Annotated in this window: 15 protein-coding genes; all 15 read left to right on the top strand. The window is 55.7% G+C overall.

What is annotated here, in order from left to right; genetic code table 11:
• Window positions 1-172 precede the first annotated feature (172 nt).
• The 15 genes from ABIE60_RS04060 to ABIE60_RS03990 all read left to right on the top strand — a co-directional run bounded on the left by ABIE60_RS04060 (window position 173) and on the right by ABIE60_RS03990 (window position 14,693).
• Window positions 173-610, top strand: coding sequence for a hypothetical protein (locus ABIE60_RS04060; RefSeq protein ID WP_354467958.1), 438 nt, complete (start codon window positions 173-175; stop codon window positions 608-610).
• A 314-nt stretch (window positions 611-924) separates the two neighbouring features.
• The gene (locus ABIE60_RS04055) at window positions 925-1,419 is read left to right on the top strand and encodes a transglycosylase SLT domain-containing protein (protein ID WP_354467957.1); all 495 of its coding nucleotides are present in this window, start codon (window positions 925-927) and stop codon (window positions 1,417-1,419) included.
• Window positions 1,416-1,850 (top strand): hypothetical protein, encoded by a 435-nt coding sequence (locus tag ABIE60_RS04050; protein WP_354467956.1) that lies wholly within the window; start codon window positions 1,416-1,418, stop codon window positions 1,848-1,850. The genes ABIE60_RS04055 and ABIE60_RS04050 overlap by 4 nt, the downstream gene beginning before the upstream one ends.
• Window positions 1,847-2,338, top strand: a complete 492-nt coding sequence (locus ABIE60_RS04045; RefSeq protein ID WP_354467954.1) for a hypothetical protein — start codon at window positions 1,847-1,849, stop codon at window positions 2,336-2,338. The genes ABIE60_RS04050 and ABIE60_RS04045 overlap by 4 nt, the downstream gene beginning before the upstream one ends.
• A gap of 32 nt (window positions 2,339-2,370) precedes the next feature.
• Entirely contained in the window at window positions 2,371-2,898 is a 528-nt protein-coding gene (locus ABIE60_RS04040; RefSeq protein WP_354467952.1) for a terminase small subunit, read from the top strand.
• On the top strand, window positions 2,895-4,427 hold the full coding sequence (locus ABIE60_RS04035) for a hypothetical protein (protein ID WP_354467951.1): 1,533 nt from the start codon (window positions 2,895-2,897) through the stop codon (window positions 4,425-4,427). The genes ABIE60_RS04040 and ABIE60_RS04035 overlap by 4 nt, the downstream gene beginning before the upstream one ends.
• 17 nt (window positions 4,428-4,444) lie before the next feature.
• Window positions 4,445-4,666, top strand: a complete 222-nt coding sequence (locus ABIE60_RS04030; RefSeq protein ID WP_354467949.1) for a hypothetical protein — start codon at window positions 4,445-4,447, stop codon at window positions 4,664-4,666.
• Between the two features lie 54 nt (window positions 4,667-4,720).
• Window positions 4,721-6,877 carry a hypothetical protein gene (locus tag ABIE60_RS04025; protein ID WP_354467947.1) on the top strand — a complete coding sequence of 719 codons (2,157 nt, stop codon included), beginning with the start codon at window positions 4,721-4,723 and terminating at the stop codon, window positions 6,875-6,877.
• Window positions 6,877-7,077 (top strand): hypothetical protein, encoded by a 201-nt coding sequence (locus ABIE60_RS04020; protein ID WP_354467946.1) that lies wholly within the window; start codon window positions 6,877-6,879, stop codon window positions 7,075-7,077. The genes ABIE60_RS04025 and ABIE60_RS04020 overlap by 1 nt, the downstream gene beginning before the upstream one ends.
• 41 nt (window positions 7,078-7,118) lie before the next feature.
• Window positions 7,119-8,012, top strand: coding sequence for a hypothetical protein (locus ABIE60_RS04015; RefSeq protein ID WP_354467944.1), 894 nt, complete (start codon window positions 7,119-7,121; stop codon window positions 8,010-8,012).
• A gap of 183 nt (window positions 8,013-8,195) precedes the next feature.
• Window positions 8,196-9,188 (top strand): N4-gp56 family major capsid protein, encoded by a 993-nt coding sequence (locus tag ABIE60_RS04010; protein ID WP_354467942.1) that lies wholly within the window; start codon window positions 8,196-8,198, stop codon window positions 9,186-9,188.
• Window positions 9,189-9,271: 83 nt separating this feature from the next.
• The gene (locus ABIE60_RS04005; protein ID WP_354467940.1) at window positions 9,272-9,709 is read left to right on the top strand and encodes a hypothetical protein; all 438 of its coding nucleotides are present in this window, start codon (window positions 9,272-9,274) and stop codon (window positions 9,707-9,709) included.
• A 3-nt stretch (window positions 9,710-9,712) separates the two neighbouring features.
• Window positions 9,713-10,303, top strand: a complete 591-nt coding sequence (locus ABIE60_RS04000) for a phage adaptor protein (protein WP_502914939.1) — start codon at window positions 9,713-9,715, stop codon at window positions 10,301-10,303.
• Complete coding sequence (locus tag ABIE60_RS03995) at window positions 10,300-11,952, top strand: hypothetical protein (protein ID WP_354467937.1); 1,653 nt, start codon at window positions 10,300-10,302, stop codon at window positions 11,950-11,952. Before ABIE60_RS04000 ends, ABIE60_RS03995 begins: the two co-directional genes overlap by 4 nt.
• Window positions 11,949-14,693, top strand: a complete 2,745-nt coding sequence (locus ABIE60_RS03990) for a LamG-like jellyroll fold domain-containing protein (protein WP_354467935.1) — start codon at window positions 11,949-11,951, stop codon at window positions 14,691-14,693. The genes ABIE60_RS03995 and ABIE60_RS03990 overlap by 4 nt, the downstream gene beginning before the upstream one ends.
• The last annotated feature ends 1 nt before the right edge of the window (window position 14,694 follow it).

Raw genomic sequence — 14,694 nt, 5'->3', positions numbered from 1 at the left:
AGTGGAATGCAGGGCGCTGATCAAAGCAGAAAGTATCAATCACTCAGGAGCGCAATTGCACTCGGGATGGACAACCTGGAGCGCAGAATCAACGAGAGCCCAGACGAGGCGCACACAATAACAACGGAGTGGGTGCACAGCTTGCGTAGATGGATTGATCGGGAGCTGCCAGATGAACAACGCTGAACGCCATGCAGACAAGTTGATCGAGGTGTATCTGAATTGGGTGATGAGTGCCGACATGGCGGCAGGCTGGCACCAACCCAGCGCGCTGCAGTCGCTGATCGAGTTCCGGGGATGGCTGCCCCCGCCAACAGGGAATGATCAGGCGGATCTCAAGATGATCAGAGAGGTGGAGTTTATCCGCAGGCCTCACGCACTGCTGCCGGAGGCGAGGGAGCTGATCGGGAGACTGCCGCAGCGACACCGTACATGCCTGCTGATCCATGAGCATACCGCCGGCACCTATGACCGCCAGGGTAAACGCTGGACCGAGCGCAGGATAGCGGAGGAATTGGGCATGACGGTTCGACAGTATCGGTATTACCGAGGCAAAGGGATGGGGGCACTGGTGCAGATGATCAGAAACTTCAACGCTCAAGCCGCATAGCGCTTGCATGGTACGTCATTTCTGCTATGCTTTTTTGTAGATTGGTCGTACTGACGGCCAGACAAATGAACCCGGCATAGCGTCCGGGTTTTTTTGTGCCCTGATTTCGCTGCTCGACGTGGAAAGCAGACACGTAGACTGGGAAGGTTACGCAGGCGCCCGCCACAAGAAAAAGTCACCAGTGGGGCGAAAGTCGCATTGGGTAGCGTAGATCGGGAGTAGCGCCCCGAAGCAGCGAAATACTCGCCGTGAGGCGATAGGTTCCGTACCGGCGGACAATCCGGCCCCCCATTCAGCCATTCGTGAGAATCGCTATGCCTTCCCAATATGACGAGCTGATCCAGCAGGCAGCAGAGACGCATTTGCCTGGTGTTGATTGGCGCCTCCTCAAAGCGCAGTACATGGCCGAGTCCCGGCTTGACCCGAATGCGGTGTCACCGGCGGGAGCTCAGGGTATTGCGCAATTCATGCCGGGCACTTGGGCCGATGTTTCCAAAGAGCTTGGATACCCGGCTGATATCACCCCGTTCGATCCAGAAGCGGCTATCCCTGCAGGTGCCTACTACATGGCAAAGCTTCTGAGCGGGTGGACTGCACCGCGGCCTGAAATCGATCGCTATTGTTTGGCCTTGGCCAGTTACAACGCTGGCTATGGCCACTTGCTGAAAGCACAGAAGGTCGCCGGTGGCGTGAACGACTATGCACGCATCATTCGCGCGCTTCCGCAGGTTACAGGCCACAACGCCGCCGAGACCACGGCATACACCAAGCGGATCCTCAACTACTTCAATCAGATGGTGACAGGATGAGCCAAGCCGATACCGACTTGATCCTCAAGGCCCTGAACGATCACCAGCACGCCATGAACCTGCACCGTGACGAAGTGCGCTCCGATATCAAGGAGCTGCGCGATGCTGTTGTGAAAGTAGCGGATGCCGCCGCCGAGATGGGCAAGACAATGGCCACCTCTGAAGCGCGCCATATGCAGCATGAAGATGGCATGAAGCGAATCGGCAGAGTCTTGGATGACCATGAGACTCGCATTCGGGGAATGGAAGCCGACCGCCCAGCATTGTCTGAGTGTCGCAAGCATGCAGAGCAGATCGAGTCCATCCGAGATCAGCTGCTGACTGGAAAGGGAACGGTAGCGGGAGGCTGGAAGGTGCTCACAGTCATTGGGGCCCTTTGTGTCGGCATGGCAGGTATAGCGACAGCATTGATTCAGGTGGTGAGCTCATGAACTGGTCGAAAGTGGGGGATATCGCCGGGAAGGCATTGCCGGTACTGGGTACGGTGCTTGCCGGCCCGGCTGGCGGGACGGTGGGGGCAATGATTGCGGGCGCACTTGGGGTAGATCAAGACCCCCAGGCAGTGGCCAAAGCCCTTCAGTCACCTGAGTCATTCGCACAACTGCAGAAGTGGGCGTATGAGCACCGCGAAAAGCTGGAGCAGATCGCACTGGATACGTTGCGTGCTGAACTGGCAGATAAGGCCAATGCCCGAGCCGCACACAAGAACAGCCCAATGCCGGCGGCAATCACCTCAATGATGACCATCATCTGTGCATGGGTGATCTATCTGGTGTTCTTCCATGTGATCCCGGAGGAGAACCAAGATATCGCCTACATGCTGCTGGGCCAGACGGTAACTCTGTGGGTGGCGAGTATCACCTACTGGGTCGGCACCACTCGCAGCAGTGCAGATAAAACCCGGATGCTCGGCAAGTAACATAATCCAGCCGCCCGAGAGGGGCCGCTACCATGGCAAGAAAACTCACCGATAAGCAGCAGCGATTTGTTGAAGAATACCTGATCGATCTGAACGCTACGCAGGCGGCGATACGTGCGGGCTACAGCCCCAAAACTGCCGATAGTCAGGCTGTTCAATTACTCAGGAAAACTCAGGTTCAAGAGGCTATTGCTGCAGGTAAGCAGGAGCGCTCAGAGAAAACCGCCATTGATGCGACATACGTGCTGAATCGGCTGGTCGAGATCGATCAGATGGACGTGCTGGATATTCTAGATGATGACGGCCATATGCGTCCGGTCAGCCAGTGGCCGAAGGTGTGGCGTACCACGTTGTCTGGTGTGGATATCAACCGCCTGAAAACCATTGGTGAAGGCGATGATGCGATTGAAAGCGTACTGCAGAAGATCAAATGGCCCGACAAGGTGAAGAACCTGGAGCTTATCGGCAAGCATGTTGAGGTGCAGGCGTTCAAGGATCAGCTGGGTTTGTCCGGCGGCATGAAGATCAGCCATGAAGATGCGCTATCTGAGCTGGAATGAACGAGCGCGAGAAAGAAATTCGGCGCAAGCTGCGCGATGACTTCGAGCACTACGCGCCGCGATGCTTGCGCATTCGCACCAAAGAGGGTCGAGTCGAGCCGTTCGCACTGAATGAAGCCCAGCGTTATATCCATGCCTGTATCAGCGAGCAGAAGCGGCTGACCGGCAAGGTAAGGGCGATCATCCTGAAAGGCCGGCAGCAGGGCGCATCCACGTACACGGAAGGCCGGTTCTACTGGCTGGTGTCACACCGCAAAGGGGTAAGGGCGTTCATCCTCACGCATGAAGCAGAGTCCACTTCGGCACTGTTTGAGATGGCCGAGCGCTATCACGAGAACTGCCCGGCACTGGTAAAGCCTTCAACCGGCGCGAGTAACGCCAAGGAGTTGATCTTTGATCGTTTGGATTCCGGGTACAAGGTTGGCACAGCTGGCAACAAGGCAGTGGGCCGGGGCACTACTGTTCAGTATTTCCATGGCTCAGAGGTTGGCTTCTGGCCCCATGCGTCAGAGCATGCCAAAGGCATCTTGCAGGCCATCCCAGACGCACCCGACACCGAAGTGATACTAGAGTCAACGGCAAACGGGATTGGCAACTACTTTCACCAGCAGTGGCAGCAGGCCGAGGCGGGAGAGAGTGAGTATATCGCTATCTTCGTTCCCTGGTTCTGGCAGAAGGAGTACCGCAAGCCGGTATCGGAAGGCTTCAAGCCCACAGCAACTGAGCAGGATCTGAAGGAGCTGTACCGGCTGGATGATGAGCAGATCATGTTCCGCCGCTTCAAGATTGCGGAATTGACCGTTGACGGTGTTGATGGCGAATCGGCCTTTAAGCAGGAATACCCAATGACCGCACAAGAGGCCTTCCAGGTATCTGGCGGACAGTCGCTGATCACACCTGAGCCTGTAATGAAAGCGCGGCAGTACAAGTGCCTTGCGTCAGGCCCGCTCAAGATCGGCGTTGACCCGGCACGGTTCGGTAATGACAGCACGGCTATTATCCGGCGCCGCAATCGAGCCGCGTACCAACTGGAGCGGCACAAAGGCAAGGACACGATGGAAGTGGCCGGTCTGGTGTACTCCATCATCAAGAAGGAAAAGCCGGCACAGGTGGCTATTGATGTGGGTGGATTGGGTGCCGGGGTATATGACCGCTTGATGGAACTGCTACCCGAAAGCCAGCAGCAGATCGTTGTGGCCGTCAACTTCGGCAGGAGCGCACTGGACCCGGAGCGGTACCGCAACAAGCGGGCTGAAATGTGGTGGGAGATGCGCGACTGGCTGAACGGTGACCTGCCGGTGATGATCCCGGACGAGGATGCGCTTCATGCCGATCTCTGCGGACCCCAGTACAAGTACGACAGCAATCAGCGCCGAATCCTTGAAAGCAAAGAGGACATGCGCAAGCGCGGCCTGCGATCACCAGACGGTGCAGACGCGTTGGCACTGACATTTGCCGAACCGGTACGCGCACCTGATCGATCCGAACAGCACGAAAACATCATTGGCGACCGGGTAGCCGGTTACTGACAGGGAGATGACTGCGAATGTATATGGCGGTATTTATCGGCGGCCCGTTCGATATGACAAAGCGTGCTGTGGAACATAGGAGGCGCGATATCTATTTCTACGAGCCCGTAAAGCCAGTGCTCGCATTGGATCAGGCAACAGAAGAGGCGGTGGCGTGCAGGAAGCTCCGCTATGAGTTTGAGCATGTCGCCCGTGACGGCGCTTTGATTTACAGCTACGCCGGATACGAACCGCAGTAACACTTCATCGCCGCGAGGCGATACGACCCATTCCTACACAGCCGTGAGGCTCTGATGAACGAATCTGTAAACCCTGTTGAGCAGGAAGAACAACTTGCCGAACGTCTGCAGGTGTTCGCGTCACGCCTGTCCCGGCTTGCGCATGATCAGGCCGCACGGCGCTCGGATATCGAGCAGCGCTGGCTGAAGGATCTGCGTCAGTACCATGGTGAGTACCAGCCTGGCGAGTACGAGCGCATCAAACAGGCGGGCGGCTCTCAGGTCTACGTCAATATCACCCGCAACAAGACAAACGCGGCCGAGGCACGGCTGCAGGACATGCTGTTCCCGACTGATGACCGCAACTGGGGCATCAAGCCAACGCCGGTACCCGAGCTGGATAACGTCAAGCCCGGGCAAATGATGCAGGGGCCGGGCGGTGAACAGGTCGATGCCGGCAAGGTTGCTGACGAAATCCTGCGCGAAGCCAAGAAGAAAGCCCTGCTTATGCAGCAGGAGATCGATGACCAGCTGAATGAAGCACGGTACCCAACGAAAGCGCGCGACATTATTCACGATGCGGCGCAGCTGGGTACCGGTATCGTCAAGGGGCCGGTCGTTGTTGGGCGTGTACGTAAGCGCTGGGATCTGATGGATGATGGCACGTCCGTGTTGCAGATCACCGAGGATCTGGCCCCATCCATTGAGCGCGTGGATATCTGGGATTTCTATCCGGATATGTCAGCGCGCACCATTGATGAGTGTGAGTTCATCTTTGAAAAGCGCCGGCTGACCAAGCGACAGCTGCGCGACTTTGCACGGATGCCGGGTGTACTCAAGGGGCAGTTGCGCAAACTGCTTCGTACCGAGGCGAAGGAAACCCATGTCGCCAAGGACTACGTGAACGATATCCGCAGCATCACTGGTGTCGGTAGCGTTGTTGACTCCAATCGCTATGAGATATGGGAGTACCACGGCCCGATCAGCAAGGAAGAACTGATCGACGCGATGCAGGACACGGAAGAGCCGCTACCCGAGAAAGAGATTGACGAACTGAATGACGAACTGGAAGCGGTGGTGTTTTTCTCCGGCCAGTGCGTCCTGAAGGTGGCAGTCAATCCAATGGACACTGAGGACCGCCCATACTCGGTATTCAACTGGGAGAAGGACGAGTCCAGCATCTTTGGATTTGGCGTGCCGTACCTGATGCGCAATCCGCAGAAGGTGATCAACGCAGCATGGCGCATGATGATGGATAACGGCGGCATGAGTGTTGCCGATCAGGTGGTAGTCAACCGCGAGATTGTTCGTCCGGCTGATGGCAGTTGGCAGCTGGGGCCGAAGAAGCTGTGGTACATGCAGGACAAGACTCGCAGCGTTCAGGAGGCGTTCGCCACCTTCAGCACACCCAGTCACCAGGTTGAGCTGGCCAATATCTTCAGCATGGCGCGACAGCTGGCCGATGAGGAAACCAACCTGCCGTTAATCGCTCAGGGTGAGCAGGCATCCCACGTCACCAAGACCAGCAGCGGCATGGCCATGCTGATGAATAGCGCCAATATCGTGCTGCGCCGTGCGGTGAAGAACTGGGATGACGACATCACCCGTCCAACCATCACGCGCTTCTACGACTGGAACATGCAATTCAGCGAGAGCCCGGAGATCAAGGGTGATTACACCATTGATGCCCGCGGTTCCGGTGCGTTGTTGGTACGCGAGAAACAGCAGGAGAATCTGCTGGTGTTCGCCAACGTGACTGGCAGCAACCCGGAACTGGCATTGCGCCGTGATTGGGAGGGGCTGGATTGCGAGATCGCCAAGGCGCTTGAGGTTCCATACCACCAGATCACGTTGTCAGATGCTGAGATCGAGGAGCGCAAGCAGCAGATTGCCGAGTCCCAGCAGCAGCCTGAAGATCCAAACGCTCAGATTAAAGCGGCAGAACTGCAGCTGAAGCAGCAGCAGATGCAGGTCGATGCGCAGCTGAAGCAGCAGGAAATGCAGTACCGGCAGCAACTGGATGCGGCAAAGCTGCAGCAGGAGCGTGAATTGAAGCTGGCAGACATTGCAGCACGGGAGAACCTGACCGTGGCACAGCTGCAGGCCAAGCTGCAACTGGAGCAAGTCAAGATCCAGACGCAGCGAGATAAGGCGGCTGGTGATCTGGCATTGAAGCGCACGCAGACGCAGATGCAGGCCGAAAACCTGGCACGGGGGTTTGATACCTTCTGATGAACCAGATCGACAAGCACAGTGAAACCTGGCTGGCCGTGACCGAGTGGGCGCAGAGCCAGCGACTGGAAGCGATTGAATCTCTGATCGCAAACCAAGAATCAGAACGGCAACGCGGCAAGATTGATCTGATCAATCAGTTGCTTTGCCTGACGGATACCGAGGACGACCCGGTAATCGTGTCGGACTCTTACTCATAACCCGAAACCAATAGCCGCCTGTGAAGGCCGCTGGAGGCACCATGCAAAACGAAGAACAGCAGAACGCGCACGATCAGGAACTGGAATCAGCCTTTGATGAGTTTGCCGCTGGCGAAATCGGCGGAGAGCAGGGCGGCCAGCCCCGTGATGAGCAGGGCCGATTCGCCTCTGATGACTCGCTTGATGACGAAGTGGGCGGCGACATTGGCGATGACGGACAAGGCAAACAGGGCGAAGAAGGCGGGCAGCAGACTGACCCGCTTGCTGAACTGGAGCGCTACAAGCAGGAAGCACAGCAGTGGCAGCACCGCTACAACAGCGACCTTGGCCGCCAGAATGCCCTGCAGCGCAAGATTCATGAGCAGGAACAACTGATCCAGCAGCTGCAGAGCAAAGCGCCTCAGGCATCAAGTCAGAGCGGATCAGACAACCCTGAAGGCTCAGGCTATACCGATGCCGAATGGGAAGCGCTGAAAGAGGACTTCCCGGAAGTAGCGCAGGCGCTGGAAAAACGCATGGCGGCCGTATCCAGTCAGTACCAACAGCAGATTCAGCAGCTGCAGCAGCAGATCCAGCCGATCCAGCAGCAGGCGCATGAGCAGTATGTCAGCTCACAGTATCAGATTCTGGAGCAGCAGCACCCCGACTGGCGGGACGTGGCTGCATCAAATGAATTTCGCCAATGGGTCAGCACGCAGCCACCGGCGGTACAGCAGTTAATGGGATCAGAAAACGCCGCAGATGCCGCGTATCTGATCGGCAACTACAAGCTGGCCAATGGTATGCAGCAACAGCAGACCCAAGCGATGAACCAGCGCCGGCAACGGCAGCTGCAGAACGCGCAGACAATCCCCAATCGTGGCGGACGGCGCAACCCCGGTCAGCCGGCAGAGGATGATCTCGATGCCGCGTTTGACTACTACGCGAACCAGTAAGGCCGCTCACGCCGCCTGACATACTGGTTTGCTCTGATCCACCCGCGCAAGCACGAAGCGGACGATTCCCAAGACCCTGCCTCCTTAACTGGACGCGGGGTTTTGCTGTGACTCCTCCGTGTAAGCAAGCGAAAGGGTAGCAAAGCAAAACCTTTTACTTATCTTGCACTTAGGAGCAAAACCATGACACAAACTACTTACTCCAGTCTGTCCCAGCGCACTACCGCGTGGGCAATGACTGAACACCTCAAGCACGCCGAGCCGATCTCTGTACTGTCCAAGTACGGTATGGCCAAGCCGGTACCCAAGAACAAATCCCAGACCGTGAAGTTCCGCCGTCCGGTACCGCTGGCACTGGCCACCACTCCGCTGACTGAAGGCACAGCCCCGACTTCCAAGGCGCTGACCTACGAAGATGTGGAAGTGAGCCTGAGCCAGTACGGTGACGTAGTTGAAATCACTGACGTGGTTCACGACCTGGCAGAAGATCCGGTACTGAAGGATGCCACCACTCTGACCGGTGAGCAGTCTCAGGAAACTTTCGAGTCCCTGCTGTGGGGCATCATTCGCGGCGGCACCAACGTGTTCTATGCGAACGGCTCTGCCCGTAACGCGGTGAACAGTGCGATCAGCCTGTCCAAGCAGCGCGCAGTGACCCGCTTGCTGAAAGCCGAGCGTGCGAAGAAAGTGACCAAGATGGTATCCAGTTCCGTCAAGTACGGCACTGAAGCCATTGATGCGGCTTTCCTCGCATTCGCACACACCAACCTGGAAGCGGATATCCGTGACCTGACTGGCTTCGTACCGGTTGAGAAGTACGGCTCAATGAAGCCGCTGCCGTATGAGATCGGCAAGGTTGAAGATGTTCGCTACATCCTGACTCCGGTGCTGGAGCCTTGGGAAGATGCCGGCGCTGCAACAAGCACCATGGTGTCCACTACCGGCACCAATGCTGACGTGTACCCGATCATCTACACCGGTCAGGACGCCTACGGCCACATTGCCCTGAAAGGCAAGGAAGCAGTTGAGATGAAGATCCGCCAGCCGGGTGAGATCGATTCCAACGACAAACTGGGCCAGGTGGGCTGGGTAGGCTGGAAGTCCTACTGGAAAGGCTTTATCGCCAACGAGGCGTGGCTGTGCCGTATGGAAGTGGCGGCTACTGAGCTGGCATAACCAGTGATGTAACAAGGGGAGGCATTCGCTTCCCCTTTCTTTTTTGATCTGAAGCCGCCCGCGAAGGGCCGCAGGAGAACGACATGAACGAGATCAACCTTGAATCCATGAGTAAAGACGAACTCAAGGAACAGGCGAAAATTTTGGGTATTACGCTGGCCGGTAATCCGAGCGAGGACACCATTCGCGCCAAGATCCGCGAAGCCCTGGGTGAGCCTGATCCAGCTGCCGAAGCCAAGGCCGCGCCAAGCCGCAATGACACAGGTGTTGCGATCCGCAAGGGCGAGAAGCGTTACACCATCAAAATTCACAAGGACGGCAAGGACAAGCAGCCGGTGATGTTGGGCTGCAATGGCCGCGTGGTCCGCATCAAGCGTGGCGAGACTGTCACCATTGGTGAAGGCCTGTTCCACTCACTGGACAACGCCGTTCAGAACGTGCGTGACGAAGATACCGGCGAGTGGACCGAAGTACCGTCCTATCCGTTCACCGTGCTGGGTATCGAAGATCCCGAGGGCTGATAAATGAACTTCCTGCAACTGTGTCAGCGCTTGCACCAAGAAACGGGTATGAGCGAGATATACGACTTCACCAGCACCAATCCATATGGCGAAGAGGCGCGGCTTCGGAGCTGGATCAATGACGCTTGGCTGCGCCTGCAGACCATGCACTTCAATTGGTCATGGCTTTGGTTTGAAGATGAATTCGTGGCGTCTGGGGACTACACCCCTGACACGGTTGGCAGGTTCATTACAGTCTCAGTCGGAGGCGTTGAGCTTGAATACAAGCCCTATGAGGACTTTGAGGCAACCGGACCGCTGAAGTATTACACGATCAAGCCCAACGGCCGGATCGCCTTCAACGAGAATATCGACACGCAGACAGTCAGCTTCACGGCATACCAAAAGCCAGCACTGCTGTCGGCCAATACCGATGTACCACTACTGCCAGAGCAGCACAGGATGGTAATTGTCTGGATGGCGCTGCAAGACTACGCGATGTATGACGAAGCGCCAGAGCTTGCCCAGAAAGCCAGCTGGCACTATGCGCAGATGCTGGCCGAGCTGACGCGGGACTATCTGCCCGAAATGAAGCTACCGGGAGCGATCGCATGAAGGCGGAGCAATCTTTCTTGTTCGGTGGCGGCGTTGTTTCCAAGCCCAAGAGGATGTACGCCCCGGGTGAGCTGGTTGATGCAGTGAACTACGTTCAGCAGCCAGGTGGTGGGTATGCGCCCCGTAAAGGCTATGAGTATATCTACCGCACTACGCCAGATGGCGCGCAAGGCAGCAGCACCAAAGCGCCGGCGGTATTCGATATGTTTGGCGAGGGCAAAACCCTTCCAAATGTCTACGCTGTTGGTCGTGAAGGTGTTAGCGGTGCCGTGACAGGGGTATGGATCTGGAGGGATGGCGTTAAGCAATATGAATTGCCGGACCCATCCCCTGGGCTTGGTGTACCAATGGAGCCGTCAACAGAGAGCCCAACCGTTGCGGATACTGCCCAAGGGGCATTGAGGGTGTATGCGGGTAACTTCTATGCCAGCGCTGGATTCGCAGCGGCCTACATTGGGGCAGGTAGTGTCCTGTATTCATGGCAGACCGGGCAGGTGCCTGAAGCGCGCGCGTTCTTCGGCTCAGGCCAAAACATTGCTGCGATAGCACGGTTCAAAGATCACTTGGCTGTTCTTGCGGGTGAATCGATTTACTTCTCCGCCGTTGGAGACCCCATGAACTTCAGCGATTCAACAGCGCTACAAATAGGCCTTGGGCATACAGGGGTATGCTTGCGCGAATACCAAGGGGCGCTGTTTGTCTCCACCCGTTCCAGTGTCTACGTGATTCAGGGCAGCACAACTGCAGACTTTCAGATGAGGAAAGTGCTGGATCGTGGCGTTGAGAGCATGAGCGCTGTGGATGGCAGGCTAGTTCTTCTGACACGGGATAGCGGCCTTGTAACCTTGGCTGCTGACAACGTATATGGTGACTTCATCCCAGGCGAAGCCGGCGCCAATCTGAATGACTATATCAAGGCGCACTTCATTGACCACGATGCGGCTTACCCGCCTGCATTGTTTATGTACTTCAACAAGAATTCCAGGCAGCTCGTGGTCACACAGGAGCAGCAGCAGCTGATTGATAACCCAGATACTAGAGGCTTTGTGAAGGGTGTCAGCATCTGCATGGAGTCACCCCTGGCGGCCATGCCTATCGTGAACACACACCTGTTTGCTAGGTACTTTGAAATCCCGGGAACAGTCATTGACCCGCAAACCCGCTACTACGCCACGGATATATTCGGGCGGATCTTCCAGCTCGATAAGTCCGACACCCTTGATGGAACGCCGATGTTTGGCTGGATGCTCACCGCTCCGTTCTCATACGGCAGTCAAAACAAGGTCAAGGTGTTCAAGAAGCTGGATCTTGATATCGCATTTGAAGGCGAAGAACACACCATCCGAATCCAGTCATATGCGAACGATGGTGAATTGACTGAATACACCACCAGTGCTGAAGCGATCACGTATCAGGCGCTTGGAGATCCGGACAACTCAGTTTTGCTTGGCGATACCGGAATCCCAGCGATTGAGAACAGCATTCAAAGCATGATCCTTGGCGTTCGCCTCCCTCGCTCAAACAGCATGCGAATTAACAAGCGCGGTGACAACTTTGGATTGCTGATCAGCTTTGATGGCCTGACTGCAGGCAGTCACACGATAACGGGCGCGACCGTCAGCTACTCCCCCCGGAGAAACAAACGATGACCGATAAATTCATACCTGATCTGCCGGCACTCTATAACCAGACCAGCTTGACGGCTGAGATGCTGAATCAGCGGTATCAGAACATTGTAGAGGCATTCAACCGGTTGCCAGCCCCCGCTACTGTCGGCAGCTATGGCTTCTCTGAACCGCTGACAGTAGGGGAGCCCACGGATCACAGTCATGCGGTAACGAAGTATTGGGCTGAGACAGCGCTTTCATCCAGTGTACAACAGGCGAATGCAGCACAAGCAGTGGCATCATCTGCCGCTTCTGCCGCCGGCCTGTACCGTGACGAAGCCCAGCAGTACGCTGCGGCCGCTGCCCAGTCTGCCGCAGACTCTGACGTTGTTGTGACGGTTACTGCCGCAATGGAAAGCCATGTCGGTGAAGCTGACCCTCACACTCAGTACGAGAAAAAGTCAGCATTGGGTACCGCTGCGTACACGGAAAGCACTGCCTATGCCACAGCAGCCCAGGGTTCAAAAGCCGACACGGCCATTCAGCCAGGTGGCAACAACTCGGCACTGAATAACGATTCAGGCTTCATCCGCAGCGATCAAGCACCCGTACAGTCAGTTGATGGTCAAACCGGCCCCGTTGACCTGTCAGCATCATACGAGAAGAAGCGAAAGAATAATCTGACCGCCACCACCAACCCTGCAGCGACAGACGACTCCAGCGCAGGGTATGAGCCGCTTTCGCGCTGGATCAATACAGCCACTGGTGAAATATGGCTGTGCGTGTCAGCCGCTTCAGGCGCTGCAAACTGGCAGCAGGCATCTCTTACCCTTGATGAGCTTGGTAGTGCAGCCGTAGCGGATATCGGCACTGGAGCAGGGCAGGTGCCTGTAACCGGTGATTATGACCCTGCAGGATCTGCTGCTACCGCTCAGGCCTACGCTATTCAGCGTGAGAACCACACCGGCACTCAGCCCTTGTCCACGATCTCTGACGTGGGCACTGCTGCCGCGGCTGATGTAGGTGATTTCGAGGCTCGCCTTGCCGCCATCGCTGCCGAGAAAGCTGTTACGGCTGTAGATGTATTCATCTACGACACGGCACGGATGGATACTGACGGCGGGGCATGGCGTGTAAACGGAGAGTTGCCGTCAGTCAGCATTATATCGGCAGAAATATCAACACTGACCATTTACAGCGCGGACGATCCGGTTATTCCGATTTTCGCAACGCATGATTCCACTGGATACACGATCACGTCCATTGCTGCGAAAAACGGCAAGATTGTTGTCGGCACCACTACTGGCGTCATCGTGCTTGATTATGCGGCTGGTGATACTGCGGTGGCAGTTGATTACTCAACATCAACAACTCCCGCTATCGTGAACAATGCTGTCAACGACGTAGCCATGACTATCCTCCCCAACGCCCCTGTCGATCCTGCTACGGGACTTCAGATTCCGACCATTGCTGTTGCGACTGATGGCGGTGTCAGTGTGATCAAGGATGATGGGGGTGTGGTGGATATCACGTACACTGCTTTTGTAAACAATAAATCAAACCATATTGCATTTACCGATCAAGGTGGCCTGGGCTGGTTCACGAGAGATGGGACTGTTTACTACATCGAATATTCTCAAATACCGGAATCCGATACGACAAGCCTTCCTGATACTATTTTGCTCCATAGACAAACAAGTATTCCGTCTGGGCTTAGGGTGCTACCAAAGGCGAACGGTGAAGGTTTTGTATCGGTAGGGACTCTACGTGCTCTTGCTGGAGATCCTGCTGGCTGGTCATCCGAACCAGATCGTTCCGGTCTACACCTAGTAGACTTATATTCGGCGTCATCTACTGATAACGGTAGAAACCTCTCAATAGCACTGGTTTCTTCTGATTTTAACACAGGCTGGATGCACGGTGATATCAAGGGTGCATGGTTGGCGGATACTACTGCTGAGACAATCTCAGAGCCAGCAACGGTTGCAGACAGATCAGTAAACGCTAATCCCCTTAATGTAGTTGGAACCCTGACTAAATCCCCTGTGGCTACAGGCAGTGAGCTTGTTGCGTACTCTGGATTCAGCTCTACCAATTATCTTGAGCAGCCGTATAACGCCGATCTGGATTTTGGGACGGGTGATTTTTATGTGATGGGGTGGGCTAATTTCCTAAATACAACATCACTTCGGAGATTAATTGATAGGAGGGTAACAGACGAATCGTCAAACTGGTTCACTTTATCTTTTAACCAGCTAACACCATTCTTTTATACAAAGGGTTCAACGGTAGCACTTACAACGCCTACGTCAGGTAAGCCAATATCCCCCGATGTCATTCATTTTTATGTTGGGGTTAGGAACTCTAGCGGTGTTTATTTATATGTAGACGGTGAATTGTGGACATCCGCGTCAGGATCGCCGGAAGATGTCTCATCCGCAGGTGCTACTCTAGTTTTAGGTACGGATAATACAGCAGCTCATTCCTTGCCGCACCCGTCTTGGATGTCACTCTGGCGCATCGGCGCTGGTGCGCCCACCGCCGATCAGATTAAAGCTATCTACGAGTCCGAGAAGGTGCTGTTCCAAGACAATGCAGCTTGCACCTTGTACGGCTCATCCGATGCAGTAACCGCACTGTCTCACGATCCTGTAACTGATCTGCTTCACGTAGGTACAAGTGCTGGACGTAGTGTGTTCCAAGGCTTGCGTCGAGTAGACAATACAACTGACCCTGTTGGCGCTGCTATCAGTGCTGTCAATAACCTGACCGTGGAGGATTGAG

The organism is Marinobacterium sp. MBR-109, from assembly GCF_040547565.1.
Taxonomy (GTDB): Bacteria; Pseudomonadota; Gammaproteobacteria; order Pseudomonadales; family Balneatricaceae; genus Marinobacterium.
This window is presented reverse-complemented; position numbering and strand designations above follow the sequence as displayed.

Bases quoted from the DNA above. Each gene is read 5' to 3' on its own strand.
- ABIE60_RS04060 (WP_354467958.1), top strand. From the start codon at position 173: ATGAACAACGCTGAACGCCATGCAGACAAGTTGATCGAGGTGTATCTG.
- ABIE60_RS04005 (WP_354467940.1), top strand. From the start codon at position 9,272: ATGAACGAGATCAACCTTGAATCCATGAGTAAAGACGAACTCAAGGAA.
- ABIE60_RS04025 (WP_354467947.1), top strand. From the start codon at position 4,721: ATGAACGAATCTGTAAACCCTGTTGAGCAGGAAGAACAACTTGCCGAA.
- ABIE60_RS04055 (WP_354467957.1), top strand. From the start codon at position 925: ATGCCTTCCCAATATGACGAGCTGATCCAGCAGGCAGCAGAGACGCAT.
- ABIE60_RS04050 (WP_354467956.1), top strand. From the start codon at position 1,416: ATGAGCCAAGCCGATACCGACTTGATCCTCAAGGCCCTGAACGATCAC.
- ABIE60_RS03990 (WP_354467935.1), top strand. From the start codon at position 11,949: ATGACCGATAAATTCATACCTGATCTGCCGGCACTCTATAACCAGACC.
- ABIE60_RS04040 (WP_354467952.1), top strand. From the start codon at position 2,371: ATGGCAAGAAAACTCACCGATAAGCAGCAGCGATTTGTTGAAGAATAC.
- ABIE60_RS04020 (WP_354467946.1), top strand. From the start codon at position 6,877: ATGAACCAGATCGACAAGCACAGTGAAACCTGGCTGGCCGTGACCGAG.
- ABIE60_RS04000 (WP_502914939.1), top strand. From the start codon at position 9,713: ATGAACTTCCTGCAACTGTGTCAGCGCTTGCACCAAGAAACGGGTATG.
- ABIE60_RS03995 (WP_354467937.1), top strand. From the start codon at position 10,300: ATGAAGGCGGAGCAATCTTTCTTGTTCGGTGGCGGCGTTGTTTCCAAG.
- ABIE60_RS04030 (WP_354467949.1), top strand. From the start codon at position 4,445: ATGTATATGGCGGTATTTATCGGCGGCCCGTTCGATATGACAAAGCGT.
- ABIE60_RS04035 (WP_354467951.1), top strand. From the start codon at position 2,895: ATGAACGAGCGCGAGAAAGAAATTCGGCGCAAGCTGCGCGATGACTTC.
- ABIE60_RS04010 (WP_354467942.1), top strand. From the start codon at position 8,196: ATGACACAAACTACTTACTCCAGTCTGTCCCAGCGCACTACCGCGTGG.
- ABIE60_RS04045 (WP_354467954.1), top strand. From the start codon at position 1,847: ATGAACTGGTCGAAAGTGGGGGATATCGCCGGGAAGGCATTGCCGGTA.
- ABIE60_RS04015 (WP_354467944.1), top strand. From the start codon at position 7,119: ATGCAAAACGAAGAACAGCAGAACGCGCACGATCAGGAACTGGAATCA.